Annotated in this window: 25 protein-coding genes and 6 tRNA genes; 14 read left to right on the top strand and 17 right to left on the bottom strand. The window is 65.5% G+C overall.

Annotated features, from left to right (window positions below; translation table 11 throughout):
• Positions 1 to 45: 45 nt before the first annotated feature.
• Both CH290_RS12425 and CH290_RS12420 read right to left on the bottom strand, forming a co-directional pair.
• Positions 46 to 1,317: a ribonuclease D gene (locus tag CH290_RS12425; RefSeq protein ID WP_037142402.1), complete on the bottom strand. Its 1,272-nt coding sequence runs from the start codon at positions 1,315 to 1,317 to the stop codon at positions 46 to 48.
• A 64-nt stretch (positions 1,318 to 1,381) separates the two neighbouring features.
• On the bottom strand, positions 1,382 to 1,978 hold the full coding sequence (locus CH290_RS12420) for a DUF3000 domain-containing protein (RefSeq protein WP_019664022.1): 597 nt from the start codon (positions 1,976 to 1,978) through the stop codon (positions 1,382 to 1,384).
• Between the two features lie 109 nt (positions 1,979 to 2,087).
• Between CH290_RS12420 and hemE the strand changes: the two genes are divergently transcribed.
• The 5 genes from hemE to CH290_RS12395 are packed head-to-tail and all read left to right on the top strand — an operon-like array spanning position 2,088 to position 8,221.
• Positions 2,088 to 3,167 (top strand): uroporphyrinogen decarboxylase, encoded by a 1,080-nt coding sequence (gene hemE / locus CH290_RS12415; RefSeq protein ID WP_033189660.1) that lies wholly within the window; start codon positions 2,088 to 2,090, stop codon positions 3,165 to 3,167.
• Positions 3,164 to 4,525 (top strand): protoporphyrinogen oxidase, encoded by a 1,362-nt coding sequence (locus CH290_RS12410; RefSeq protein ID WP_020110163.1) that lies wholly within the window; start codon positions 3,164 to 3,166, stop codon positions 4,523 to 4,525. Before hemE ends, CH290_RS12410 begins: the two co-directional genes overlap by 4 nt.
• Positions 4,526 to 4,530: 5 nt before the next feature.
• Entirely contained in the window at positions 4,531 to 5,226 is a 696-nt protein-coding gene (hemQ, locus tag CH290_RS12405) for a hydrogen peroxide-dependent heme synthase (RefSeq protein ID WP_019664019.1), read from the top strand.
• Entirely contained in the window at positions 5,223 to 5,909 is a 687-nt protein-coding gene (locus CH290_RS12400; protein WP_020110162.1) for an HAD family hydrolase, read from the top strand. Before hemQ ends, CH290_RS12400 begins: the two co-directional genes overlap by 4 nt.
• 11 nt (positions 5,910 to 5,920) lie before the next feature.
• A complete protein-coding gene (locus CH290_RS12395) occupies positions 5,921 to 8,221 on the top strand; it encodes a molybdopterin-dependent oxidoreductase (protein WP_170947585.1) in 2,301 nt (766 codons plus the stop codon).
• Here the strand turns inward: CH290_RS12395 and CH290_RS12390 are convergent.
• The 6 genes from CH290_RS12390 to CH290_RS12365 all read right to left on the bottom strand — a co-directional run bounded on the left by CH290_RS12390 (position 8,202) and on the right by CH290_RS12365 (position 13,913).
• Positions 8,202 to 8,660 carry a MaoC family dehydratase gene (locus CH290_RS12390; protein ID WP_027498535.1) on the bottom strand — a complete coding sequence of 153 codons (459 nt, stop codon included), beginning with the start codon at positions 8,658 to 8,660 and terminating at the stop codon, positions 8,202 to 8,204. The genes CH290_RS12395 and CH290_RS12390 overlap by 20 nt on opposite strands.
• Before the next feature lie 94 nt (positions 8,661 to 8,754).
• Positions 8,755 to 9,654 (bottom strand): polysaccharide pyruvyl transferase family protein, encoded by a 900-nt coding sequence (locus CH290_RS12385; protein WP_033189661.1) that lies wholly within the window; start codon positions 9,652 to 9,654, stop codon positions 8,755 to 8,757.
• A 13-nt stretch (positions 9,655 to 9,667) separates the two neighbouring features.
• Entirely contained in the window at positions 9,668 to 10,105 is a 438-nt protein-coding gene (gene msrB, locus CH290_RS12380; protein WP_020110158.1) for a peptide-methionine (R)-S-oxide reductase MsrB, read from the bottom strand.
• Between the two features lie 15 nt (positions 10,106 to 10,120).
• Positions 10,121 to 11,371 (bottom strand): glycosyltransferase family 87 protein, encoded by a 1,251-nt coding sequence (locus CH290_RS12375; protein WP_019664014.1) that lies wholly within the window; start codon positions 11,369 to 11,371, stop codon positions 10,121 to 10,123.
• 102 nt (positions 11,372 to 11,473) lie between these two features.
• Positions 11,474 to 13,039: an alpha/beta hydrolase gene (locus tag CH290_RS12370; RefSeq protein ID WP_020110157.1), complete on the bottom strand. Its 1,566-nt coding sequence runs from the start codon at positions 13,037 to 13,039 to the stop codon at positions 11,474 to 11,476.
• A gap of 82 nt (positions 13,040 to 13,121) precedes the next feature.
• Entirely contained in the window at positions 13,122 to 13,913 is a 792-nt protein-coding gene (locus CH290_RS12365) for a pyrimidine reductase family protein (protein WP_019664012.1), read from the bottom strand.
• 34 nt (positions 13,914 to 13,947) lie between these two features.
• Between CH290_RS12365 and zapE the strand changes: the two genes are divergently transcribed.
• Positions 13,948 to 14,964, top strand: a complete 1,017-nt coding sequence (zapE, locus tag CH290_RS12360; RefSeq protein WP_019664011.1) for a cell division protein ZapE — start codon at positions 13,948 to 13,950, stop codon at positions 14,962 to 14,964.
• Between the two features lie 2 nt (positions 14,965 to 14,966).
• On the opposite strand, the gene CH290_RS12355 is transcribed toward zapE, so the two are convergent.
• The 9 genes from CH290_RS12355 to CH290_RS12315 form a co-directional block, all read right to left on the bottom strand.
• The gene (locus tag CH290_RS12355) at positions 14,967 to 15,497 is read right to left on the bottom strand and encodes a GNAT family N-acetyltransferase (RefSeq protein WP_019664010.1); all 531 of its coding nucleotides are present in this window, start codon (positions 15,495 to 15,497) and stop codon (positions 14,967 to 14,969) included.
• Entirely contained in the window at positions 15,494 to 15,766 is a 273-nt protein-coding gene (locus CH290_RS12350) for a ribosomal L7/L12 family protein (RefSeq protein ID WP_033189662.1), read from the bottom strand. The genes CH290_RS12355 and CH290_RS12350 overlap by 4 nt, the downstream gene beginning before the upstream one ends.
• Before the next feature lie 55 nt (positions 15,767 to 15,821).
• A complete protein-coding gene (locus CH290_RS12345; RefSeq protein WP_033189663.1) occupies positions 15,822 to 16,481 on the bottom strand; it encodes an alpha/beta hydrolase family protein in 660 nt (219 codons plus the stop codon).
• A complete protein-coding gene (locus CH290_RS12340) occupies positions 16,474 to 16,710 on the bottom strand; it encodes a hypothetical protein (protein ID WP_019664007.1) in 237 nt (78 codons plus the stop codon). The genes CH290_RS12345 and CH290_RS12340 overlap by 8 nt, the downstream gene beginning before the upstream one ends.
• 123 nt (positions 16,711 to 16,833) lie before the next feature.
• A tRNA-Val gene (locus CH290_RS12335) sits at positions 16,834 to 16,908 on the bottom strand.
• Between the two features lie 16 nt (positions 16,909 to 16,924).
• Positions 16,925 to 16,996: transfer RNA gene (locus CH290_RS12330), tRNA-Gly, on the bottom strand.
• A 109-nt stretch (positions 16,997 to 17,105) separates the two neighbouring features.
• Positions 17,106 to 17,180: transfer RNA gene (locus CH290_RS12325), tRNA-Val, on the bottom strand.
• Positions 17,181 to 17,220: 40 nt separating this feature from the next.
• A tRNA-Cys gene (locus tag CH290_RS12320) sits at positions 17,221 to 17,291 on the bottom strand.
• A gap of 84 nt (positions 17,292 to 17,375) precedes the next feature.
• Positions 17,376 to 17,447, bottom strand: a tRNA-Gly gene (locus tag CH290_RS12315).
• Between the two features lie 253 nt (positions 17,448 to 17,700).
• Here CH290_RS12315 and CH290_RS12310 point away from each other — a divergent pair.
• The 8 genes from CH290_RS12310 (at position 17,701) to CH290_RS12275 (ending at position 24,799) form a co-directional block, all read left to right on the top strand.
• Positions 17,701 to 17,772 (top strand) — tRNA-Val (locus CH290_RS12310).
• Between the two features lie 140 nt (positions 17,773 to 17,912).
• Entirely contained in the window at positions 17,913 to 18,305 is a 393-nt protein-coding gene (locus tag CH290_RS12305) for a TIGR02611 family protein (protein WP_026347589.1), read from the top strand.
• Between the two features lie 134 nt (positions 18,306 to 18,439).
• Positions 18,440 to 20,494: a threonine--tRNA ligase gene (gene thrS / locus CH290_RS12300; RefSeq protein WP_094620658.1), complete on the top strand. Its 2,055-nt coding sequence runs from the start codon at positions 18,440 to 18,442 to the stop codon at positions 20,492 to 20,494.
• A 2-nt stretch (positions 20,495 to 20,496) separates the two neighbouring features.
• Positions 20,497 to 21,039 (top strand): ATP adenylyltransferase, encoded by a 543-nt coding sequence (locus CH290_RS12295; RefSeq protein ID WP_019664004.1) that lies wholly within the window; start codon positions 20,497 to 20,499, stop codon positions 21,037 to 21,039.
• Between the two features lie 25 nt (positions 21,040 to 21,064).
• A complete protein-coding gene (gene pgsA, locus CH290_RS12290; RefSeq protein ID WP_019664003.1) occupies positions 21,065 to 21,751 on the top strand; it encodes a phosphatidylinositol phosphate synthase in 687 nt (228 codons plus the stop codon).
• Positions 21,748 to 22,653 (top strand): phosphatidylinositol mannoside acyltransferase, encoded by a 906-nt coding sequence (locus tag CH290_RS12285; RefSeq protein ID WP_020110153.1) that lies wholly within the window; start codon positions 21,748 to 21,750, stop codon positions 22,651 to 22,653. Before pgsA ends, CH290_RS12285 begins: the two co-directional genes overlap by 4 nt.
• Entirely contained in the window at positions 22,650 to 23,774 is a 1,125-nt protein-coding gene (locus CH290_RS12280) for a glycosyltransferase family 4 protein (protein WP_019664001.1), read from the top strand. The genes CH290_RS12285 and CH290_RS12280 overlap by 4 nt, the downstream gene beginning before the upstream one ends.
• On the top strand, positions 23,774 to 24,799 hold the full coding sequence (locus tag CH290_RS12275; protein ID WP_033189664.1) for an NUDIX hydrolase: 1,026 nt from the start codon (positions 23,774 to 23,776) through the stop codon (positions 24,797 to 24,799). The genes CH290_RS12280 and CH290_RS12275 overlap by 1 nt, the downstream gene beginning before the upstream one ends.
• The last annotated feature ends 22 nt before the right edge of the window (positions 24,800 to 24,821 follow it).

The following is a 24,821-nucleotide window of genomic DNA, read 5'->3' as shown; positions in this document are numbered from 1 at the left end:
ACATGGACCCGACCGACGCCGGGTTGACGCCCACTGTAGCGGGTATTACCCGTCGGTAACTTGAGGAGGGGTCAATGCGGCCGTGAGCACTGGGACGACGAGCTCACGCTGCCAGGGACGGGCCCCGCCGTCGGCCAGCTCGTGCTCGATCGCACCCGCGGCGTCGGTCGACGTCAGCGGCTTCCAGTCCCACACGAGCCGGCGCAACAGATCGGGAAGCAGCAGATTCTCGACGGGAACCGACACGCGCTCGCTGAGTTCCGTCATTGCCGCTCGCGTCGCGGCGAGCCGATCGGCGGCATCCTGGTCGCGGCGAGCCCACCGATTCACCGGGGGAGGACCGTCGAACGGTGCTGCCTTGGGCGGCAGGTCGGAGGCGGGCAGTGCGCGTGCCCGGCCGAGCGCGCCCAGCCATACTTTCGCGGACCGGCGCTGGCGGGGGCCGCCGAAGACAGGTAACGCCTTCAACTCGTTCTCGTTCTTCGGATCCGAGGTGGCGGCGGCGACGATGGCCGAGTCCGGCAGAACCCGTCCCGCGGCGATGTCGCGGCGGCGAGCGATCTCGTCGCGCGCCTGCCACAGTTCACGCACCGCCGCGAGGACACGCTGAGATTTCACCGCATGGATACCCGATGTCCGGCGCCAACGGTCGGTCTTCGGCTTCGGGGGACCGAGGGTCAGAATGTGTGCGAACTCCTGCGCCGCCCACTCCGTCTTGCCTTGGCTCTCGAGTTCGGCGGCCATCGCGTCGCGCAGTTCCAGCAGTACTTCCACATCCAGTGCGGCGTAGTTCAACCACGTGTCCGGGAGTGGCCGCGTCGACCAATCGGCGGCGCCGTGCCCTTTCTGCAACGAGAGGCCGAGCGTTCTCTCGACGATCGCGCCGAGTCCGACGCGCTCGAAGCCTGCCAGACGGCCGGCAAGTTCGGTGTCGTACAGCGTCGTCGGGACGAGGCCCAGTTCTTCGAGGCCGGGAAGATCCTGGTCGGCCGAGTGCAACACCCACTCCAACGGGTTGATCACCTCGGCCAAGGCGGTGAGCTGCCCGGTGACCGGTATCGGATCCAGCAGGACCGTTCCCGCACCGCGGCGGCGAAATTGCAGCAGGTACGCACGCTGGGAGTAGCGAAAACCCGACGCACGTTCGGCGTCCACTGCGAGCGGACCGTGACCGCCCGCCAGTGCAGCCGCGGCCTCGGCGACGCCGGCGACGGTGTCGACGACCGGGGGGACACCGTCGGCGGGCGCGAGCAGAGGAACGGCAGGCGGAGGACCGTCCGTTACATCCGACGGTTCACTGGAACTTGTCGCTGACATGAGAGGTGACTCTAAGCCCAAACGAGCGGACCGCGTGCGAACTCACGATCCAGTTCGGGTCGCGTCACCGTTTCTCGGCTGTGCTCCGTAACTCGGTGATCCCGGCCGGAGGCAATCCGGCGGCGTAGGCCAGGACCTCGCAGAACGCCTCCACGTGTGACGCGAGCTCCACCGATCCCGCCGTCCACGACGCGCGGAGCTCGAGTTGATGCGCCTTCGGGGGCCCGGCGATGTCCCCGTACCGGACGGAACTGGTCGATGTGACAGTCCCACCCAGCGCGGTCACCGGCTCGGCACGACTACCGAGAGCATCGACCAGCCAGCTCCACCCGACCTCGGGAAGCAGTGGGTCCGACGCGAGGGTCTCGTCGACGTCGGCCTGGATGTAGGCGACGAGGCGCATGGTGCCGTTCCATGCCTCGTCACCGTCCGGGTCGTACAACAAGATCAGTCGGCCGAATGCGTCACCGTCGGACTGCTCGCCGACGTCCTCACCGACAGGGTGCTTGACCTCGGCGCCCACCGCATAGCTGTACGGCGCGAGACGCTGCGGCGGTCTGATCGGGCCGACTTCGATCGAGGGGTGCACGACTGCCCGGTGCATCGCCTCGACAGCCGATCGAAACGGCGCAGGCTCGGCAGCGGATCCGGGTGTGGTCACGTCACCGGACGTTAGACTTCTCACGTTCCCGTTCGTCGGAGGCGCGCCGAAGTACCAGCACGGACCTGCGTAGAGGCGTCGATCGTGAGGCGTGGCAGCATGGACTGCAATGAACACCGTCACGCCCAGCACCGACACGCCGTCCTCGCGTCGCCACCTTCCCGACGCGCCCCTGTTGGCCGCCGCCGCGGGCCGCGTCCCGACGCGCCGACCCGTGTGGTTCATGCGTCAGGCCGGGCGTTCTCTACCCGAGTACCGCACGATCCGGGCCGGGATCGGAATGCTGGAATCCTGCTTCGATGCAGAGCTGGTCACCGAGATCACGATGCAACCGGTCAGGCGGCACGGCGTCGACGCCGCAATTCTCTTCTCGGACATCGTCGTGCCGCTCAAGGCCGCAGGCATCGACCTCGACATCGTCGCCGGTACGGGCCCGGTGGTGGCGAATCCGGTGCGATCGCGTGCCGATGTCGATGCACTACCGCAGCTGAGTGCCGACCAGGTACAGCCGGTAGCGGACGCCGTTGCTCTGCTGACGAAGGAGCTGGGCGAGACAGCGCTGATCGGCTTCGCCGGCGCCCCGTTCACGCTCGCCTCGTATCTGGTCGAGGGCGGGCCCAGCCGAAACCACGAGAAGACGAAGGCGTTGATGCGGTCCGACCCGCAGACCTGGCACACGTTGTTGGACACACTTGCGGACACCACCATCACGTTCCTGACGGCACAACTCGCGGCCGGAATCGATGCACTCCAGCTGTTCGACTCCTGGGCGGGGGCACTCTCACTCGCCGATTACCGTGAATTCGTCCTTCCGCACTCGACCAAGGTGTTCGACGCGGTGAGCTCGGCCGGTGTCCCGAAGATTCACTTCGGAGTCGGTACGGGGGAACTGCTCGGCGCAATGGGCGACGCGGGTGCCGACGTGGTCGGCGTCGACTGGCGGATCCCACTCGACGACGCGATCACCCGCGTCGGGGCAGGAAAAGCTCTGCAGGGCAACCTCGACCCGGCGGTGCTGTTCGCGGGTTGGGACGCCGTCGAGACCGAGGTGAGGCGAATCGTTGCGGAGGCGGATCGTGCGCTCGCGGCGGGGGCCACCGGGCACGTGTTCAACCTCGGCCACGGAGTCCTGCCGGACACCGACCCCACGATCCTCACCCGTGTCGTGGAGCTGGTGCATTCGCTGTGACGGTGTCGGCGCCTCGCGCCGCGGTGGTCGGCGGCGGAATCACCGGACTGGTCGCTGCTTACCGACTGCGCTGCAGCCTGGGCCCGGACGCGGAGATCACCGTCGTCGAGGCATCCGAGCGGCTCGGCGGAACGTTGCGGACGGCACGCATCGCCGGTGGTTCACTCGACGTGGGTGCGGAGGCCTTCATCGGGCGACGGCCCGAGGTTCCCGCTCTGCTGGACGAACTCGGCCTGTCCGAGCAGTTGGTGCATCCGGCGGGTAGGCGACCACTGTTCTACGCGGGCGGTGCGTTGCATCCGATGCCACCGGACACCTTGATGGGAATCCCGTCCGACGCTGTCGCGCTACGCGGAATGGTCGACGACGAGACCGTGCGGAGGATCTCCGCCGAATCCGACTCGCCGATGACCTGGAACGTGGGCGAAGACGTCAGCGTCGCCGAGTTGGTGGGTGGTCGGTTCGGCGATCAGGTGCTTCGTCGATCCGTCGATCCCTTGCTCGGCGGGGTGTACTCCGGACTGTCGGACTCGATCGGCGTACGGGCCGCGCTGCCGACGTTGGCCGCAGCACTCGACGCAGGAGCGAGCAGCTTGACGGCTGCCGTGAAGCGGGCACTGCCCCCGCCCAGCTCCGGACCGGTGTTCGGTGCACTCCGCGACGGGTACGGAGTACTGGTCGACGCGCTGGTATCGGCGACGAACGCTCGAACTGTCATGGGTACCGAAGTCGTGTCGATCCGGGGAGAGCGGCGTGGCTGGCGCGTCGACCCCATCGGTCACGTGGACGTCGTGGTTCTCGCCGTACCTGCCCCGGCTCTCGCACGCATCCTCGCGGACACAGTTCCTGACGCCGCGGACGCCGCCGCGGACATCGAACTCGCGTCGTCCGTCGTGGTGGCCATGTCTCTACCACCGGGGACCGCACTGCCGGACAACTCGGGTGTCCTCGTCGCCACCGACGCAGGACTCTCGGTGAAAGCGTTCACTCTCTCGAGCCGGAAATGGACGCACCTGGGGGAGCGGGAAACACCGCTGCTGCGTGCGTCTCTCGGCCGTTTCGGCGACACTGCAGCGCTGGAGATGACCGACAGGGAACTCGTCGACATCGCCACGCAGGATCTGCGTACGGTCACCGGCCTGGACGTCGCACCGGTCGAGACCGTGGTGCAGCGCTGGCGAGGCGGGCTACCGCAGTACGCGCCGGGGCACGTCGAGCGAGTCGCCGAGATCGACGCCGCCGTCCGTGACGTCCCCGGGCTCGCCGTCGCCGGTGCCTGGAGCCACGGCGTCGGAGTCCCCGCTTGTGTCGCATCCGCCACCAGAGCGGCCGCCGCCGTATCCGAGGTGGCACGATAGGGCGCATGGCACGCCTCGACTACTCAGCGCTCAACTCCACACTTCGCTACCTGATGTTCTCGGTGTACAAGGTCACCCCAGGAGTCCTGGGCGACGACCGCGCCGCCGCATCGAAGGAAGCCCGGGTGTTCTTCGAGAGCCAGGAAGAGAAAGGCGTCGCAGTACGCGGCGTCTACGACATCGCCGGGATGCGCGCCGATGCCGACTTCATGGTCTGGACGCACGCCGAGCGCATCGAGGACCTGCAGGCCACGTACTCCGACTTCCGTCGGACCACCGCGCTGGGGAAGGCAAGCACCCCGGTGTGGAGCAACTCCGCACTGCATCGCCCGGCCGAGTTCAACAAGAGTCACGTACCGGCGTTCATCGCCGGTGAGGACCCGGGCGCCTACATCTGCGTCTATCCGTTCGTCCGCTCCATCGACTGGTACCTGCTGCCCGACGAGGAGCGTCGTACGATGCTCGCCGATCACGGCATGGCCGCCCGCGGCTACAAGGACGTCCGGGCCAACACCGTGCCGTCGTTCGCCCTCGGGGACTACGAATGGATTCTCGCCTTCGAGGCACCGGAACTCGACCGCATCGTCGACCTCATGCGCGACCTGCGTGCCACCGAAGCACGGCGCCACGTACGCGAGGAGACACCGTTCTTCACCGGACCACGCGTCGACGTCGAGGCACTCGTGGCATCCCTGCCATGATCGAGGCGGTCATCTTCGACTTCTCCGGCACCCTCTTTCGGCTGGACGAGGACGACTCGTGGTTCGACGGTGTCACCCACTCGGACGGCGCTCCGGTGGACGGGCATCACGCGGCGGAGTTGATGCGCCGTATGACCGCACCGGTCGGGGAGGTCGTGCAGTTCGACGACATCACCCGCCACGCGTGGCGGAACCGCGACCTGGACCCGGCACTGCACCGGCAGGCATATCTTCACGTTCTGAAGGAATCCGGAATAGACCGACCGGAGCAGGCGGAATCCGTGTACGGCCGCGTCGTCGACGCAGCCAGCTGGACGCCGTATCCCGACACGGCCGAGGTGGTGAAAGCCCTTGCCGCGAGGTCTATCTCGGTCGGTGTCCTGAGCAACATCCCCTTCGACATCAGGCCGGCGTTCGCGCAGCTCGGCATCGAAAAGTACGTCGACAGGTTCACGCTGTCCTTCGAGGTCGGAGTCGTCAAACCGCAACCGGAGATCTTCCGCATCGCCGTCGACGGTCTCGGGGTCGACCCGACACGAACCCTGATGGTCGGGGACAGTGAAGAAGCCGACGGCGCTGCACGCGCCATCGGATGTTCGTTCGCGCTCGTCGACCCCGTTCCGACGACCGAGCGACCCACTGCATTGCTGGATGCTGTGAGAAGCCGCGGCATCGACCTGTGAGTGCACAGCACATGGCCCACTGGGGCATGTTCCGGGCCGACGCGGCGCACGGTGAGATAACCGGGATCACGCCCGACGCAGGCGATTCGAGCCCGTCACCCGTTCTGGGGAATCTTCCCGGATCGGTACGTCACCGCTCGCGCGTCACCGGACCGGCCGTGCGACGAGGGTGGCTCGAAGACGGGCCGGGTCCGAGCGAGCATCGCGGAAGCGATCAGTTCGTCTCCGTCACCTGGGACGAGCTCATCGACCTCCTCGCCGACGAACTCCGGCGGGTCATCGACCGGTACGGAAACACTGCGATCTACGGTGGGTCCTACGGGTGGGCCAGTGCCGGGCGCTTCCATCACGCCCAGTCCCAGGTTCATCGCTTCCTGAACTGCCTCGGTGGTTACACCCGGTCCGTGAACAGTTACTCCACCGGCGCCACGTCCGTGGTCATGCCGCACGTCGTCGGAGCGCACTGGAAGTTGTTCTCACGGTCGACATCCTGGAATGTCATCGCGCGCGAGACCGACCTCCTGGTCGCGTTCGGCGGAGTGCCGGTGAAGAACACGTCCGTCAATCACGGCGGCACATCGAATCACCCCACCGAATCCGCACTCGCGGAACTCCGGGCTCGCGGCGGAAAAATCGTCACCGTCAGTCCGCTACGAGACGACATGTCGGGCGCTGCAACGTGGCTCGCGCCGCGTCCAGGCTCGGATGTTGCAGTGATGCTCGGGCTGGCTCACGTACTGGCGACCGAGAACCTGCTCGACCGAGAATTCCTGGACGAGTACACCACGGGATACGACGCGTTCGAGCACTACCTCCTCGGTGACACCGACGGCACACCGAAGTCCCCCGCATGGGCGTCCGAGAAATCCGGGCTGGCCCCCGAGGTGATCACCGAACTCGCCAGGTCGATGGCGTCGCAACGCACCTTGCTGACGGTCACCTGGTCCCTGCAGCGAGTGCGAAGCGGTGAGCAAGCCCCGTGGATGGGATTGACGCTGGCATCGATGCTCGGCCAGATCGGCATCCCGGGTGGGGGATTCGGCCACGGCTACGGCTCGATGAACGAGCCTGGTCTCGCACCGGTGCCGTACCCGTTGCCGACCCTTCCGCAGGGGCTGAATCCGGTCACGTCCTTCATTCCGGTGGCCGCGGTCTCGGACATGCTGCTCCGGCCCGGTGCCGAGTTCGACTACGACGGCAGGCGACTGACGTACCCCGACATCAAGCTCGTGCACTGGGCGGGGGGCAACCCGTTCCATCACCACCAGGACCTGGGACGACTGCGGCGCGCACTGGCGCGTCCGGACACCATCGTCGTGCATGATCCTTACTGGACGCCGATGGCCAAACACGCGGACATCGTCGTTCCGTCGACCACGTCGCTCGAACGTGAGGATCTGAGTTGCACCCGCAACGATCCGCTGCTCGTGGCCATGCACCGCGCCGTACCTCGATACGCCGATTCGCGTGACGACTACGACACCTTCGCGGCGTTGTCCGAGAAGCTGGGCGTGGCAGAGACATTCACCGAAGGTCGGTCGTCCCGGCAGTGGGTCGAGCATCTCTACGACCAGTGGCGCGGTTACCTACGCGCAGCCGGCGTCGACACCCCGGAGTTCGACGACTTCTGGCACACCGGTTCGTTCCGGATGACCACCGAGGACGACCTCACCCTGCTCGCCGACTATCGGGCGGACCCTCGACGGAACGCCCTGCGTACACCGAGCGGGAAGATCGAGATCTTCTCCGAGACGATCGCGGGCTTCGATTACGCCGACTGCATCGGACACCCGGCCTGGTTCGAACCGGACGAATGGTTGGGCGGCGCACGAGCTGCGACGTATCCTCTGCATTTGATCGCCAATCAGCCCCGCACTCGATTGCACAGCCAACTGGATCACGGTGCTACCAGCCAGGCGTCGAAAATCGGAGGGCGAGAGCCGATTCGGATCCATCCCGCCGCGGCTGCCGCGCGAGGGATCGCCGCGGGCGACGTGGTGAAGGTGTTCAACGACCGCGGAGCCTGCCTGGCCGGTGTGATCATCGACGACGCCATGATGGACAGCGTCGTACAACTGTCCACCGGTGCGTGGTACGACCCGCTCGACCCTGCCGATCCCGTCACGCTGTGCAAACACGGCAACCCGAACGTGCTGACGCCCGACGTCGGCACATCCTCGCTCGCACGAGGATCGACGGGTCAGCACGTTCTGGTGCAGATCGAACTCTACGACGGTGACCTGCCGCCGATCACCGCGTTCGATCCTCCCGAACTACTCGACAGAGCAGCAGTCAGAACACGATCCGACTGATCGTCTCCGCCACGAGCGCAGGCTTCGCCTCACCCTCGATCTCCAGCGTGCTGGTGGCGACGACCTGCAGAGCCCCACCGGACACTTCGTCCACCGATGTCAGCGTCGTCTGCAAGCGGACGTGCGAACCCACCTTCACCGGATTGACGAACCGAACCTTGTTGGAGCCGTAGTTGATTCCGAGTTTCGTGTTCTCGATGGTGTAGATCTGCCAGTTGAGCAGCGGAACGAGAGACAAACTCAAGTAACCGTGGGCGACCGGCGCACCGAACGGGCTTTCCTTCTTCGCGCGTTCGACATCGACATGGATCCACTGATGATCACCCGTGGCATCGGCGAACGTGTTCACCCGTTCCTGCGTGATCTGCAGCCAGTCACTGCTACCGAGGTCCTCGCCGACCGCTGCCTTCAATTGCTCAGGTGAAGTAAAAGTGCGCATGGTCACAGTATGCACGCGAGGGGACGTACTCCGCGTGTCACCTCGGTACGTAGCTGTCCGAAGCCGATCGCCGCCGCACTTCGTTTGTGTCAGGTCATCGTACGTCGACTGCGGCGTATGGAAATGCAGCGACGAGATTGTCCTGAATCTCTGCGAGATTGGGAATCGGCCGATACTCGGTGCGAAGGGCCTCGATGTGCTCCGCATCCCATGCGAGGTCGGACGAATGCTGAACCGCTTTTCCATCGAATGCGGAGTAGTAGTCCTCGAACTTGTAGCCCTTGCCGCCTATCTCCTGCGTCAGCTCGATCCACGCATTCGGGATACCGTACGAGTCCGCGACGATGAGTCCGTGCAGGCTCGTGGACATCACGAACTCACAGGACGTGATGTCCGCGACGACCTTGGACGGCTTCCTCGACGGATCGATCAGCATGATGTTTCCCTCACGTGCGAGGGTCTGAACGACTGTGTCGCTCTTGTGCATCCAGTGATAGACGAGGCCGACTCGACCGGGCACCTGTTGCGAGGGCGGGTAGACCCTGCTTGCCAGAAGGCCCGGATCTCCGACTGCGATATCGCGGTCCTGGTCGACACGCCCCAGGGTGAGTTGCCCCCGTACGGCGTAGATGTCGTACCCAGGATTGCTGAAGTTTCTCTCGGTGGTTCCCTCGCGCACTCCGAAACCGGAACCCCATATCTTCAACGTCTTCGGCGCGTTCATGAGCTGGACCATCTCCAGCGTCGAACCGGCGCCGGTGAACTCGCTGCCCTTCGGCCGTCTCCACGCACATTTCCGACCGAACAGAGACTTCACCAGCCCCGGAGTCAACTCGTCCCCGAAGTTCGGTCGAAGGCCGGTGAGTTTGAGCTGACGCCACCAGAATGTCTTGATCGCCGCAGTCATAGCGGAAAGATACCGCAGAGTTTTCAAGGCCGTGCGGTACTCGATCCGGCTGTAGTCGGCTTCGCGGCGTGAGCCGAACTCGGGCACGAATCCCGCGCGCCTACCGTGCGTCGGCTGCTGGGCTGAAGGTCAGCGAGATGGAATTGATGCAGTAACGCTGATCGGTGGGCGTCGGGTAACCCTCGCCCTCGAAGACGTGTCCGAGGTGACTGTGGCAGTTCTTGCAGATCACCTCGATGCGACGCATTCCGAGCGAGTTGTCCTCGTTCAGAATCACGGCGTCGCTGTCGGCCGGGTCGAAGAAGGACGGCCAGCCGCAGTGGGACTCGAACTTCTCGGTACTGCGGAACAGTTCCGCGCCGCATGCGCGGCATTCGTAGATACCTTCGGTGGTCGTGTCGGTGTATTCGCCGACGAAGGGGCGCTCGGTCCCGGCTTGCCGCAGAACCGCGTACTCCTCGGGAGAGAGTTTCTCTCGCCACTGCGCGTCGGTGAGCTGTACTGCTGGGGCAGGATTCTTGTCCGTCGCTGAACTCATGCCTTCACGCTAATACTATCCGCCGGACTTCGTCGTCTCCGCAGGTCGCGGGTCGTCCAGTGGATACTCTGGTTCGATTCCCCGGTCGAGTCGGCCGTCCTGCCTGGCGGCGTAGTAGCGCCCGACGAGCACGCCGAAGATGACGATGATCAGCAGGCTCCATCCGAAGGTGGTGCGCATGTAGTCGAATGCTCGTCCCGTGGTGTAGAACCGGCCGGACAGCCAGCGGTCGTAGCAGGTGAAGCCGTAGATCGCGAGCCAGGCAGGCCAGTTCCGGAGCACCGAGTTCTTCAGGACGACCGTCATCAGAAGCGGGAACAGCATCATCGAGTAGTACATCTGGCCCAGCGAACCCAGAAGCCAGTGTGCGGTGAGGACAAGGCCGGAAGTGGTGGCGACGAAGAACAACCGGTCCTCGCGGCAGTACTTGTAGAGAATCCACAACGAGGCCAGAACCATCAGTCCGAGAACGCCGCGGATTCCGAAGATCAGTACCTCGGGCAGACCGTAGTAGCGACCGTTTCCGACGACGGCGCTGTTGAAGTAGTCCCTGGACTCGAGCAGGTACGGGACGGTGCGGTTCACGAAGTCCATGGGGTCGACGGACAGCGGCCACGCGATCGCGGTGAAGACGAGAGGGATGGCGATTGCGGTGACGAACACCTTCCACTGTCTGGTCATCAGCGGAATGATCAGCAGGGGAACGAGAATGGGCTTGACCACGATCGTGAGACCGATCGCGACGCCTGCCCACAGGTCTTTCCGCTTCAACAGGAAACCGATGAACGCGACTTCACCGAGCAACACGAAACCGTTGAAGTTGGTGAACACCAGAGTGTTCGTCACTGTTTCGCTGGCGAATGCGGCGAAGAGCAGGACCGGCGCGACGACGGAGTTCAGGCCGTAGCCGAAGATGCGCAGCAGAATGTACAGAGCAATCAGGATTGCGATGGTGCTGGCGAAGATGAACAGCCACCGCGAGCGTTCCGGGTCGATCACAGCGACGGGGGAGAGCAGCATCGTGGCCCCGGGCGGGTACAGGTAGTGCGGATCCACCGAATCGAAGTTCGCCGTGTAGACCGGCTGCCGGTTGAGAAACGCCAGTGCCGCGCGATACACCGGGGTGAAGTCGTCGGTGATGTCGCCGTTGATCGCTCGAACCAGGACCCGGTTGAGCACCGTCATGACGGCCAACGGCCACAACGCAAACTTGACTACTTCTGCGGTGGACCGGCCGGTTCGTGGCTCGAGGAAGCTAAGTGACACCTACGGAACGGTACATTGACCGCCCTGTCGGACCGACGTCAGACACCCCGGCCGTGACAACCCCCTCGGGCCTTGTTCCCGCCCTCGACCGCCCACGGCGTCTCATGCAGGGCACACGCTGCCGTCCGGCGGCAGGGCCGCGTCGGCGACGTAACCGGCGACCGCGGACTGAGCGCACGCCGAACCACCTACCGTGGGGTGACCCGCGCCCTGCCAAGTCATCGACGCCGCCTGCGTACCCGTCGTCGCGATCATTCCGGAGACTGCAGCGAAACCTCCGTTGCCGACGACGGGATCCGCCGCGCCGCTGAGCAACAGCACCGGAATCGGTAGTTCCGAGGGCAGCGGCGCTGCGGGAGCCGTCGGCCAGGACGCACAGGCGAGTGCGGCCAGAGCCGCGTCGGTGCCGAAGACGGGATACAACTCCGACCATGATCCGGTGGCGTCGCGCACCGCCTGGGGCGACGGCCACTGCTGTCCGTCGGTGCAGCGGGCGACGAACTGCCCGTCCGTGCCGTAGGCGTCGGCAGCTCGGTCGGCCAACTGGGTCAGGGCTGCGGTGTCACCGGAACGTGCAGAGGAGAGTGTGGTGGACAGTGCGAGTGCGCGCTGCGTCGGATCGCCCGCCGACGATGCGAGGGCATAGGCGATTCCGTCGAGCAGCGCGTGGGTGGACAGCGGCCTCAGGGCCCCCGATCGTGCGCGCTGCACCAGCTCGGCAACGGCCGCACGGGGATCCGGGCCGAGCGAACAGTCGAGCGCGACGCATCGCCCGGCGAAGGCGGTGAAGGCAGCTTCGCGTCCCTGGGTCTTCTGTTCGGCAACGGTCATCTGATCCGCGCCGAGTCCGGTGGGCGAGTCGAGTACGAGTCGGGAGAGGCGGTCCGGGTACTGCGCGGCGAATGCCAATGCGGTGGACGCACCGTTTCCGGTGCCGATGAGTCCGATGCTGTCCACGCCCCACGTGAGTCGCAGTCGTTCCAGGTCGTCCGCTGCATACGACGTCGCGAAGGCCAGTTCCTGTGGTTGCAGAAGGTCGGTGCATTCGATGGTCGCGTCCCGGCCTGCGGTGACGGCTCGATCGACGGTGTCACCGCCTGCTCCGGCGAACTGTCCCAGATCCGCCAGGGCTGCGCGGGCGTCGAACTTGGTGCAGTCCACCGCAGTGGATCGGCCGATGCCGCGTCGGTCCACCGCGACCACAGGATTGGTTGCCAGAAGGGTCGCGCCCTGCCCTGCTGCCATGTCGGCAAGCGTCTCGATCGACGCGCGGTCCGCCCCTGACGTCAGCACCATCGGGGGAGCGTCGGCAGGCGTCCGATCCAGGCGCGCACGCAGCGCACCGACGGAGAAGGACCCGAACATCTCACCGGACGCGTCGACGGGCGCCTCGAAATCCGCGCATTCGAGGATCAGGCCGGGGGTACGAGGTGCGTAGCCGTATCGGCCGAGGGTGTCCGACGTGCAGTCCTGCCAGGACAGATCCGTCACCGGAACCTGCAGTGCAGGAGGCTCCGGCGCGGGGTCCTCCGATTCGGTGTCGGCGGGCTGGCCCGGTGAGTTCTGCTCGACCGCCACGTCGGGTCGACCGGACGGCCCGGCCCCGCACCCGGCCGCGAACAAAGACAGACACACGACGAACACCAGCAACGATCGATTCTGCGTCACGCTGCGAGGCTATCTAGTTCCCGCACCGCGCGGTCGGCGACCCATCCGACCAGGCGGTCGGCGACACATCCGACCAGGCCGGTCAGTGTTCGGTTCGGTGCTTGACCCACCTGGTCAGCAGTGTGCCGTCGTCGTCGGCGACGACGTGCGCCCTCGTCATGCGCCGGACCGCGCCGGATGCGGAGTGCGAGATCCTGCCGGCAGACCCCGCCACGAGGAGAGGCGACACCGTGAGGCAGACGTCGTCCACGGCGTCGTCGGCGATCAGCTGGCCGAACAGTCCCGGGCCACCCTCGCACAGGACGCGGTGAAGACCGAGACCGTCCAGCGCGCCGAGTAGGTCGCCGGTCGTCACGGTCGTCTCACCTGCCTCGACGATCCGGGCTCCGGCGTCGGACAGTGCCTTCTTCTTGTCGGCGGACGCGGCTGCAGTGGTCACGACGATCGGAGTGACGGTGGTGTCGGTGAACACTCGCGCGTCGGGGTCGAGTTCGGCGGAGGCCGTCACGACCACGACTGGGGGGAGTTCGTCCAACCCGCGGTCGACGCGGGCCCGGCGGGTGTCGTCGGGCAGGGAGACGCCTCCGTAATTTTCGGCGCGCACGGTTCCGGCGCCGACGAGGACCGCGTCGGTCAAGGACCGTAGGACCCCGAAGACTGCCTGGTCGGCGGGAGTCCCGAGGCCGGCGGACACGCCGTCGGCCGTCACTGCTCCGTCGATGCTGGCCACGAAGTTCGCCCGAATCCACGGGCGCCGGGGTCGAGGGGGATAGGCGTACAGGCGCGACAGGTCGGCGTCGTCCAGCCGGCCCTTCGCGACGCGTGACACATCGCTCTCGGATGTGAAGTAGGTCGCAATATCCAGTAGCTGCATAAGGTAGATAACACCACGTCGCTACGCTCGTTCAATGCCTGCACGTCTTGTCGATCGAAACCCCGTCGTTCCATCCGATCAGTTGATCGCTCAAATGGTTCCGCCGGCCATGTTCGACGACGTCAGCTTCTCGTCGTACATTCCCGATCCGAACGAGCCGAGCCAGGCCGAGGCGGTCGCGAAAGCCGAGGCGTTCGCGCAGAAGGTCACCAAGATCCGCGGAAAGGGTGGCAAGCGCGGCCTCTTCGGCAAGAAGACCCCGGCAACCGGCGCGGGCCTGTACCTCGACGGCGGGTTCGGCGTCGGCAAGACCCACCTTTTGGCGTCGATCTTCCACAGCGTGCCCGAGCCCAAGGCATTCGGAACGTTCGTGGAGCTGACACATGTGGTCGGGGCGCTCGGCTTCAACCAGGCACTCGATCAGCTGTCGAACCACAGTGTCCTGTGCATCGACGAGTTCGAACTCGACGACCCGGGTGACACCATGCTGGTGTCCCGTCTGCTGTCCGAGCTCTCCGCACGTGGAGTGTCCATCGTCGCGACGTCGAACACTCTCCCCGGACAGCTGGGCGAGGGCAGGTTCGCTGCCGAGGACTTCATGCGCGAGATCAAGAAGCTCGGGTCGATCTTCGAGTCGATTCGTGTCGACGGCCCCGACTACCGACACCGCGACCTTCCGCCTGCTCCCGATCCCACCTCCGAGTCCGAACTGGTCGAGCGCGCGAACCACGTCGAGGGCGCAACGCTCGACGATTTCGACGAGTTGCTCGCACATCTGAGTACGTTGCACCCGTCGCGGTACGGCAAGCTGCTCGACGGCGTCGAGGCGGTCTTCTGGAAGAACGTGCACCCCGCTGCCGACCAGGCGGTCGCACTCCGACTTGTCGTGTTGGCCGACCGCCTCTACGACGCGAGCATCCCGGTGACGGCGTCCGGCGGAAAGCTCGACGAAATCTTCACCGAGGAGATGTTGGCAGGCGGGTATCGCAAGAAGTACCTGCGTGCCACCTCGCGCCTGCTCGCACTGTCTCGTTTCGCAGCCGTCGGCTGACGTCAGAGGACTCGTTCGAACACGAAATCGTCGTGTACCTCGGCGCCGACGGTGAACGTCTTGGTGCCCACACGGTGGAACCCGTGCTTGGCGTAGTAGCGCTGAGCTCGCGCGTTCTGCTGGTTGACGCCCAACCAGATTCCGGCGCAGCCGAAGTCGACCGCCAACGCCACGGTCGCCGCCATCAGTGCCGCCGACACTTCACTGCCGTGATGACCCGGTAGAACGTACATCTTGGACAGTTCCATCGTCGGCGATGTCGACAGGACGGCGCTGATCGAGGGGTCGGCCGGCTCGCCGCGAATCAGCATGGCGTACCCGACGATCGAGTCGTCTTCACGCGCGGCGAGAATCGTCCGATCCGGATCGTCCAGGTAGTCGGCGAACCGTTCGTGGGAGAGCACCTCGCCGATGAAGGCTTCGATCGACTCCTGGGTCGACCCGGGTGGACAGGCCAGCGGAAACGTCACGGCGGCGACGTCGGCGAGTTGTTCGGCTTCCCAGATTCCGGCTCGGCCCACGATCACGGTCACAGTCGGTCCACCGCCTCTTTGGCTTCGCGCAGCGGCAACCCGGTGCGGGACCGCAGGAGTTTGATCGCTGCGAGCGAGTTTCCCTCGTGTTTGAGCGTGCGAAGCGTCGGTTCGATGTCGGCCCACAGGACCCCTGTCGATGCGAGCGGCGCCGGGGGTTCCGTCGAATCCGTGCGCTTGCCCGGACGTTTACGAGCCAGCAGCCACGCAGCGAGAACCGCTGCGTCGATCAGAACGAGTGCAACGACGAACCATCCCCAGGTGGGCATGAGACAAGTAGAACATTCGAGCAGTTTCCTACCGCACGGGGACTCGCCGACGCGATTACCGGGCTGTGCCGAACAAGGGTGACGCGTGCTCGAACGATCGCTCGGCGACGCGGTGCTTGGCTGCGGACAGGTCGTGTCCTGCACCGTCGATCTCGAGCAACTCCGCCGGGCCGGGGATCGATGCGATTGCCAGCCTCAGCTCGTCGGGTGTGCCGAATGGATCCTTCGTGCCCGAGACGAACAGGGTGGGGATATCTATTCCGGGTAGGTGCGCGGTACGTGCCTTGTCGGGTTTGCCCGGCGGATGCAACGGATAGGACAACAGCAGCGCACCGACGGCGGAGAGCCCCTCCGACACCGTCATCGATGCCTGGCGGCCTCCATAGGAGTGTCCTCCCACCACGAGAGGCGCTGCGGTGAGGCTGCCGAGATATTCGACCGCGAGCACCACACTGTTTCGATCGGCCGCGGACTTCGACGGATGCGGTGGGCCGGACGGCTTCGCCTGCCGGAACGCCAGATCGAACCGCAGAACCGTCACCCCGTGCGCGGACCATGTGGTGGCGACGTCGACGAGGAACTTGGCCGAGCAGTCACCACCGGCCCCGTGCGTCAGTGCGAGTGCGGCCACCTCCGGCCCGTCGGGCCGATGAAGATACCCACGAACTCCGTCGACACCGTGCACTTCGTGGGTGTCGGTGGGCGCCTCAGGCATCCGGCGTCGAGTCCTCCTTCAGGCCGCCGTTGTCGTCGACCATGTCTGCGAATGCCGTCCCGGACACCATGCCGTCCGTTCCGGGCAGCGTGACTGTCGGCCGTGCGCCGGGTTCGTACTGGGCATCGATCTCCGCCGCGTCGGACTTCGCCTTCTCCTCGGTGCTCGGATCCGTGGTCGGTGCGACACCTTCGGCGCCACTGTCTGCCTCGTTCGTGCGGTCGGCCATCGGTGGGGTTCCTTCCGGTCGGGGATATCCCTCCAGAGTGCACGTGTATGACCTGAATCACCACCCCTGCACGGGTCCAGACCACAAATGCCCTCCAGCACGGGGCTGAAGGGCATTCTCGGATGGTGCGCGATACTGGGATTGAACCAGTGACCTCTTCCGTGTCAGGGAAGCGCTCTCCCGCTGAGCTAATCGCGCAGGCGAACATCGAACGAGCGGATGACGGGATTCGAACCCGCGACCCTCACCTTGGCAAGGTGATGCGCTACCACTGCGCCACATCCGCATGTGCATCGAACGCTGCATCCGAGGACGGATCCAGCGGGCGATGCGGTGAAACCACCGACATTCAGTCGGACGAAAAGAACCCCGGCACAAGACCGGGGTTCTTCGCGTGGTGCGCGATACTGGGATTGAACCAGTGACCTCTTCCGTGTCAGGGAAGCGCTCTCCCGCTGAGCTAATCGCGCAGGTACTTGCATCGAAGACGGCTGCCTCCGACACACTGCGAGGTGGAGACGGGAATCGAACCCGTGTGCACGGCTTTGCAGGCCGTTGCCTCACCACTCGGCCACTCCACCATGGGCCAGGCGTTCTCTCGATTGCCCTTGATCCGAATCGGCACAAGCTCTCGCTGATTCGGCCCTGAGATTGTTCCAGCCTCGAGCGGATGACGGGATTCGAACCCGCGACCCTCACCTTGGCAAGGTGATGCGCTACCACTGCGCCACATCCGCATGCCCCGCGGAACCGTTACCGTCTCCGTGGTGCGGTGAAAACACTAGACCAACTTCTGGCGAACTCACAAATCGCCTTGTCAGTGCCGCTGTCGGTTGCTCGAGTGGCGTCACTGTCGGGTCGGGGGCGAGCTCCGACACGGGGAAGAGTCTGTACGGAACGCTCGACGAACAGGGCGATTCGAGTATCGCGCGGTACGCATGTTAATGTTCTGCCTCGTTCGAGAGGCGTACATCGCTGTCGGACGATGACGGTCCCGTGGCTCAGTGGAAGAGCGTCCGCTTCACACGCGGAAGGTCGCTGGTTCGATCCCAGCCGGGACCACTCGAAGCAAACAACGAGCCCCCGCACCAAGCCCCACGCACCGAGCGTGGGGCTTGTGTTGTCTCACGCGCCGGTAACCTGATGCGGTGACTGCAGACGATCGCGCCGAAACCGCGCACGACGACGGCGTATTCGACCGGGTGTCGGAACGACGACGCCAGTTCCGTGCCAAGATCAGAGCCAATCCCACTCTCGATCTCGCGTACCGAATCACGGTCGGCGTGGTCGGGCTGATCGTGCTGGGGCTCGGAATCCTGGCGATTCCGTATCCGGGTCCCGGGTGGCTGATCGTCTTCGCGGGCCTCGGCATTCTCGCGTCGGAATTCACGTGGGCGCATCGGCTCCTGAAGTTCGCGCGCAAGCACTACGACCGATTCATGGAGTGGTTCTCGCACCAGTCCGTGTTCGTCAAAGGGCTCGGTGTACTGCTGACCACGGCCGTCGTGCTGGTGACGTTGTGGTTGCTCGGTACGTTCTCGCTCATCGGCGGGTGGTTCGGTCTCGACTGGAGTTGGCTGTCCAGTCCACTGTGACGACGCGTCCGCGATGTGACGGCGAACGTGCACCCGAGAGCCGATAGGCTGTCCTCGGTCTCACCGACCGCCGCTATCCACTTACACCGGGATCTTCCCTGCGAGGATCGACCAAGGAGTACATCGCCGTGACCATGCCCGTAACCGCCGTCTCGCCCGCCCGCATCATGGTGCCGGCCGGAACGACTGCCGGAACGGCACTTCGGGACACGGGCTTGCCCAACAAGGGACCTGACGCGATCGTCGTCGTGCGTGACGCCGACGGCAAGCTTCGCGATCTGTCCTGGGCTCCCGACGGTGATGCCGAGGTCGAGCCGGTGGCCGCGAACACCGAGGACGGCCGCAGTGTCATCAGGCATTCCGCCGCGCACGTCCTGGCGCAGGCGGTCCAGGACCTGTTTCCCGGTGCGAAGTTGGGCATCGGCCCGTTCATCAAGGACGGCTTCTACTACGACTTCGACGTCGAGCAGCCGTTCACTCCCGAGGACCTGACCGCGCTCGAGAAGAAGATGAAGCAGATCGTGAAGGCCGGCCAGCGATTCTCGCGTCGCGTCTACGACTCGATCGATCAGGCCCGAGAGGAACTGGCGAACGAGCCGTACAAGCTGGAACTGGTCAACGACAAGTCCGGCATCGACGATCCCGAGATCATGGAGGTCGGCGGCGGCGAGCTGACCGCGTACGACAATCTGAATCCGCGGACGGGGGACCGAATCTGGGGCGACCTGTGCCGCGGCCCCCATATACCGACCACCAAGTACATCCCTGCGTTCAAGTTGACCCGCAGTTCCGCCGCCTACTGGCGCGGCAACCAGGACAACGCCGGTTTGCAGCGCATCTACGGAACCGCGTGGGAATCTTCCGAGGCTCTCGATCGCCACCTGGAGCTGCTGGCCGAGGCGGAGCGCCGCGACCACCGCAAGCTCGGGTCGGAGCTCGACCTCTTCAGCTTCCCGGACGAGCTGGGATCCGGGCTCCCGGTGTTCCACCCCAAGGGCGGCATCATCAGAAACGAGCTGGAGAACTATTCCCGGCAGCGGCACATCGAAGAGGGATACGACTTCGTCAACACCCCGCACATCACCAAGGGGCACCTGTACGAGGTGTCCGGCCACCTGGACTGGTATCGCGACGGGATGTTCCCGGCCATGCATCTCGACGCCGAGCTCGACGAGAGCGGTGCTGTGCGCAAACCCGGCCAGGATTACTACCTCAAGCCGATGAACTGCCCGATGCACAACCTGATCTTCCGCTCGCGGGGGCGCTCGTATCGTGAACTGCCCTTGCGGTTGTTCGAGTTCGGAACCGTGTACCGCTACGAGAAGTCCGGAGTCATCCACGGACTCACCCGCGTTCGAGGTCTGACCCAGGACGATGCCCACATCTTCTGCACTCGTGCGCAGATGCGCGACGAATTGACCACGACGCTCGAATTCGTTCTCGGTCTGCTCAAGGACTACGGGCTCGACGACTTCTATCTGGAGTTGTCCACTCGCAACCCGGACAAGTCGGTCGGCAGCGACGAAGTGTGGGAGGAAGCGACCAACACGCTCGCCGAGGTGGCAGCCGCGTCCGGTCTCGATCTGGTTCCCGATCCGGGTGGCGCGGCGTTCTACGGCCCGAAGATCTCGGTTCAGGCGAAGGACGCACTGGGTAGGACATGGCAGATGTCCACCATCCAGCTCGACTTCAACCTGCCCGAGCGCTTCGAGCTCGAGTACACCGCTACCGGGGGAAGCAAAGAACGCCCGGTGATGATTCACCGAGCACTGTTCGGCTCGATCGAGCGGTTCTTCGGTGTACTCACCGAGCACTACGCGGGTGCGTTCCCGGCGTGGCTGTCACCAGTGCAGGTCGTCGGTATCCCGGTGGCAGAGGTGCATCAGGATCATCTGTTCGCTGTGGTGGCCGAACTGAAGAAGCGCGGAATTCGGGCAGAGGTCGATGCGTCGGACGACCGCATGCAGAAGAAGATCTTCAACCAGACCGCGCAGAAGGTGCCGTTCATGCTCCTCGCCGGCGAACGTGACGTGGAAGCCGGAGCGGTCAGCTTCCGGTTCCGCGACGGCACTCAGGTCAACGGAGTCGCGACCGACCGAGCTGTCGAGCTGATCGCGGACTGGATCAGCTCGCGCAACAACGCATCTCCCACCGCAACCCTCGTCGCCGAGACCTCAGGAGTGAGCTGACCATGCCCGACAAGGACGCGGCGATCGTCGACACCGGTTTCGGTGACCCCGATCGACTCCAACGTCTGTGGACGCCGCACCGCATGTCCTACATCACCGAAGCTCCCGGTGAGAACAGCAAGTCCAGCGAACCGTTCTCGGACATTCCGAAGATGAGCGACGAGGACGGGCTCGTGGTCGCGCGAGGCGAGCAGGTGTACGCGGTGCTCAACCTCTACCCGTACAACCCCGGGCACACGATGGTCGTCCCGTACCGGCGCGTCGCTGCGTTGGAGGATCTGACGCCCGCCGAGAGCGCCGAGCTCATGTCGTTCACTCAGCACGCCATCAGGACCATCAAGCGCGTGTCCAACCCGCACGGTTTCAACGTCGGACTGAACCTGGGTGCGGCAGCCGGAGGATCGTTGGCCGAGCATCTGCATCAGCACATCGTTCCCAGGTGGGGCGGCGACGCGAATTTCATCACCGTCGTCGGTGGAGCGAAGGTCATGCCGCAGCTGCTGCGTGACACGCGGGCTCTGCTGGCGTCGGCCTGGGCCGAATGAACATACGTCGAAAGGGGGGTTCGCGGTGCTGAGCATTCTCGGTAGGACTCCGATGTCCAAGGTGACGGCACCGCTCGGTCGAGCGCTCAACGCCACCGGACTGACTCCCAATTCGGTCACGCTGATCGGCACCGTCGTGACGGTGGCTGCCGCCGTGACGATGTTCCCGGCCGGGTACCTCTTCTGGGGCACGATGGTGATCACGCTGTTCGTGCTGTTCGACATGCTCGACGGTGCGATGGCGCGCGCACGCGGTGGCGGAACGAAGTACGGAGCGGTACTCGACGCGACCTGTGACCGCGTCGCGGACGGCGCGATCTTCGCCGGCCTCGCCTGGTGGGCGGTGTACAGCGAGCAGGACAAGCTGCTGCTGATCGCAACTCTGGTGTGCCTCGTGACGTCGCAGGTCATCTCCTACGCGAAGGCGCGCGCGGAAGCCAGCGGTCTGTCGGCCGACGGTGGATGGATCGAACGGCCCGACCGCCTGGTCATCGTTCTGGTCGGTGCAGGACTGACCGGAATCGGTCGGCACTACGACGTTCCCTGGCTCGACAGCCTCATCTACCCGGCAATGTGGGTTCTCGCCGTGCTCAGCGTGGTCACGGTGTTCCAACGAGTGCTTGCCGTGCGCCGCTCCGAGGGCGCCAGGGACATCATCAGCAAGGAACCTGCGGCCACGACCGACGGCGACGCGAAGACCGATACGCCGTGACTCTCGGCGAGCGCGTCGGCGACGCGGGGTACGCCGCGGGCTGGCGCCTGGTGAGATCGCTTCCGGCCGGGCTGGCGACCCGACTGTTCGACGCCGGAGCGGACGTCGCGGCCCGTCGGGGCGGCGGCCCGGCTCAACTCCGTCGAAACCTCTCACGCGTGCTGGGCACCACAGCGGACCAGGTGCCCGACGAGCTAATCCGTGCGTCGTTGCGCTCCTACGCCCGATACTGGCGAGAGGCATTCCGCCTTCCATCGATGGACCTCGATGAGTTGGCGGCGTCGCTCGATTCGAGCATCCACGGCCAGGAACACCTGAACGCTGCGCTCGCCGACGGTCGCGGCGCGGTGCTCGCGCTGCCGCACAGCGGAAACTGGGACATGGCCGGTGTGTGGCTGGCACGGACTCACGGCACCTTCGCGACCGTCGCGGAACGGTTGAAACCCGAATCGCTCTACCAGCGGTTCGTGGCCTACCGAGAAAGCCTCGGTTTCGAGATCTTCCCGCTCAGCGGAGGGGAGGTGCCGCCGTTCGCGGCGCTGTCGGAACGTCTGCGGGAGAACAAAGTCGTCTGCCTGCTGAGCGAACGCGATCTGGCCAGGCACGGTGTGCCCGTCACGTTCTTCGGGGAGCCGACACGAATGGCGGCGGGCCCGGCTCGCCTCGCGATCGACACAGGCGCGCACTTGCTGCCCGTGCACTGCTACTTCGACGGCGATGCCTGGGGCTTCTCCATCTCACCGCGCATCGACGTGGGCGAGGGAGTCGAGACCGCCACGCAGCAGCTCGCCGACCGCTTCGCCGACAACATCGCGACCTATCCCGCCGACTGGCACATGCTCCAACCTCTGTGGATGGACGACCTGTCCGATTCGCGGCGAGCACGGATCGAGGGCACGTGAAGATCGGGATGGTCTGTCCGTACTCCTTCGACGTGCCGGGTGGAGTTCAGGCACACGTGCAGCAGCTCGCCGAGGTGTTCATCGAACGGGGTCACCGAGTGAGCGTCCTCGCACCGGCGTCCGACGACACCGAACTACCCGACTTCGTCGTCTCCGCGGGTGAGGCCCTGGCCATTCCGTACAACGGCTCGGTGGCGAGGCTCCGGTTCGGGCCGGTCACGTACTCGCGCATTCGGAAGTGGATCGCCGAGAACGACTTCGACGTCCTGCACATTCACGAACCGAATGCCCCGAGCCTGTCGATGCTGGCACTCAAGGCCGCCGACGGCCCGATAGTGGCGACCTTTCACACTTCCACCACGAAGTCGTTGGTACTCAGTACGTTTCAGGGTGTTCTCCGTCCCTACCACGAAAAGATCAGCGGACGGATCGCGGTATCCGAACTCGCCCGCCGGTGGCAGGTCGAGGCACTCGGCAGCGATGCCGTCGAAATCCCCAACGGTGTCGACGTACCGGCCTTCCGACGCGCACCGCTGCTTCCCGGGTATCCCCGAGCCGGCGGCACCGTACTGTTCCTCGGCCGCTTCGACGAACCACGCAAAGGCATGGCGGTGCTGCTGCGCGCGCTTCCGACACTCGTCGAGCGACACCCCGACGTCGAGATACTCGTCGTCGGACGCGGTGACGAGGACAAACTACGAAAGGAAGCGGGCGCGGCAGCGTCGCATCTGCGGTTCCTCGGGCAGGTCGACGACGAGGAGAAGGCGTCGGCGATGCGGAGTGCCGACGTGTACTGCGCCCCCAACCTCGGCGGCGAGAGCTTCGGGATCGTGCTCGTGGAGGCGATGGCGTCGGGTACCGCTGTGGTGGCCAGTGAGCTCGACGCGTTCCGGCGGGTCCTTCGCGACGGCACCGCCGGCCTGTTGGTGCCGATCGACGACGACGTCGCCCTCGCCGATGCCGTCGACGCGGTGCTGTCCTCGGACGATGTCAGGGACCGTGTGGTGCAGGCGGCGACCCGGGCTGTGGCGGAATACGATTGGCCGGTCGTCGCCGAGCAGATCATGCGGGTCTACGAGACCGTGACTGTCGGGGGACAGAAAGTGCGGGCGGCGAGCTGATGACACTGTCCGCGTTGACGATTCTGATCGTCGGTCTCGTCGCGGTACTGGTCCTGGTGATCGGGCTGTGGGCCTACGCGACGGCCAACCGTCTCGATCGGCTGCACGTCCGCTCGGACCTGTCGTGGCAGTCGCTCGACTCCGCACTGGCGCGCCGCGCCGTGGTGGCCAGAGCCGTGGCGTCGGCGACCAGGGCCCAGCTGGAGGACAGTCGGCGATTGGCGGCGCTGGCCGGCGCCGCCGAACGCGCCGACCGCGCACATCGTGAGGCGGCCGAGAACGCGGTGTCGGTGGCGCTGGCGGCGCTCGATCCTGCCGATCTGCCCCCGCAACTGGTAGCCGAGCTCGCCGACGCCGAAGCCCGGGTGCTGATCGCGCGCAGGTTCCACAACGATGCGGTGCGAGACACGTTGGCGCTGCGCACGACCGCGGCGGTTCGTGCACTGCACCTGGGCGGAACTGCGCCCCTGCCGACGTACTTCGAGATTGCCGAGCGGTCGGCGTCCGACACCTTCGGGTCCGAGGGGCGAGCGGTGCAGCGCACCTCGGCGAGAGTCGTTCTCGTCGACGAACGAGGCCGGGTGCTTCTTCTGCGCGGCCACGATCCGACGGTTCCCGACGTGTATTTCTGGTTCACCATCGGCGGCGCCGTCGAGTCCGGCGAGAGCCTCCGCGAGGCCGCTGTCCGTGAGGTCCGGGAGGAAACGGGTCTGGGCGTGGCGTCGACCGAGTTGAAGGGGCCGATGTGGCGGCGTGTGGCCACGTTCCCGTTCAACGGAGTGCTCCTGCGGTCCGAGGAGCTGTTCTTCGCGTCGAGGACTCAGGAGTTCGAGCCCGAACATTCGGGATTCACCGACTTCGAGCGTCGAACGGTGACGGGCCACAAGTGGTGCACCGAGGACGACATCAGGTCACTCGCGGCGATCGGCGAGACGGTATATCCGCAGGATCTCGCCGAACTGCTCGACGAGGTCAACATCGTGCTTGCGCGTAGAACCGAACCGGACGTACGCGCTATCCGCTGAGGCCGACGGACACGGCGGAACG

This window comes from Rhodococcus sp. 06-156-4 (assembly GCF_002259345.1).
Classification (GTDB): Bacteria; Actinomycetota; Actinomycetes; order Mycobacteriales; family Mycobacteriaceae; genus Rhodococcoides; species Rhodococcoides fascians_E.
This window is presented reverse-complemented; position numbering and strand designations above follow the sequence as displayed.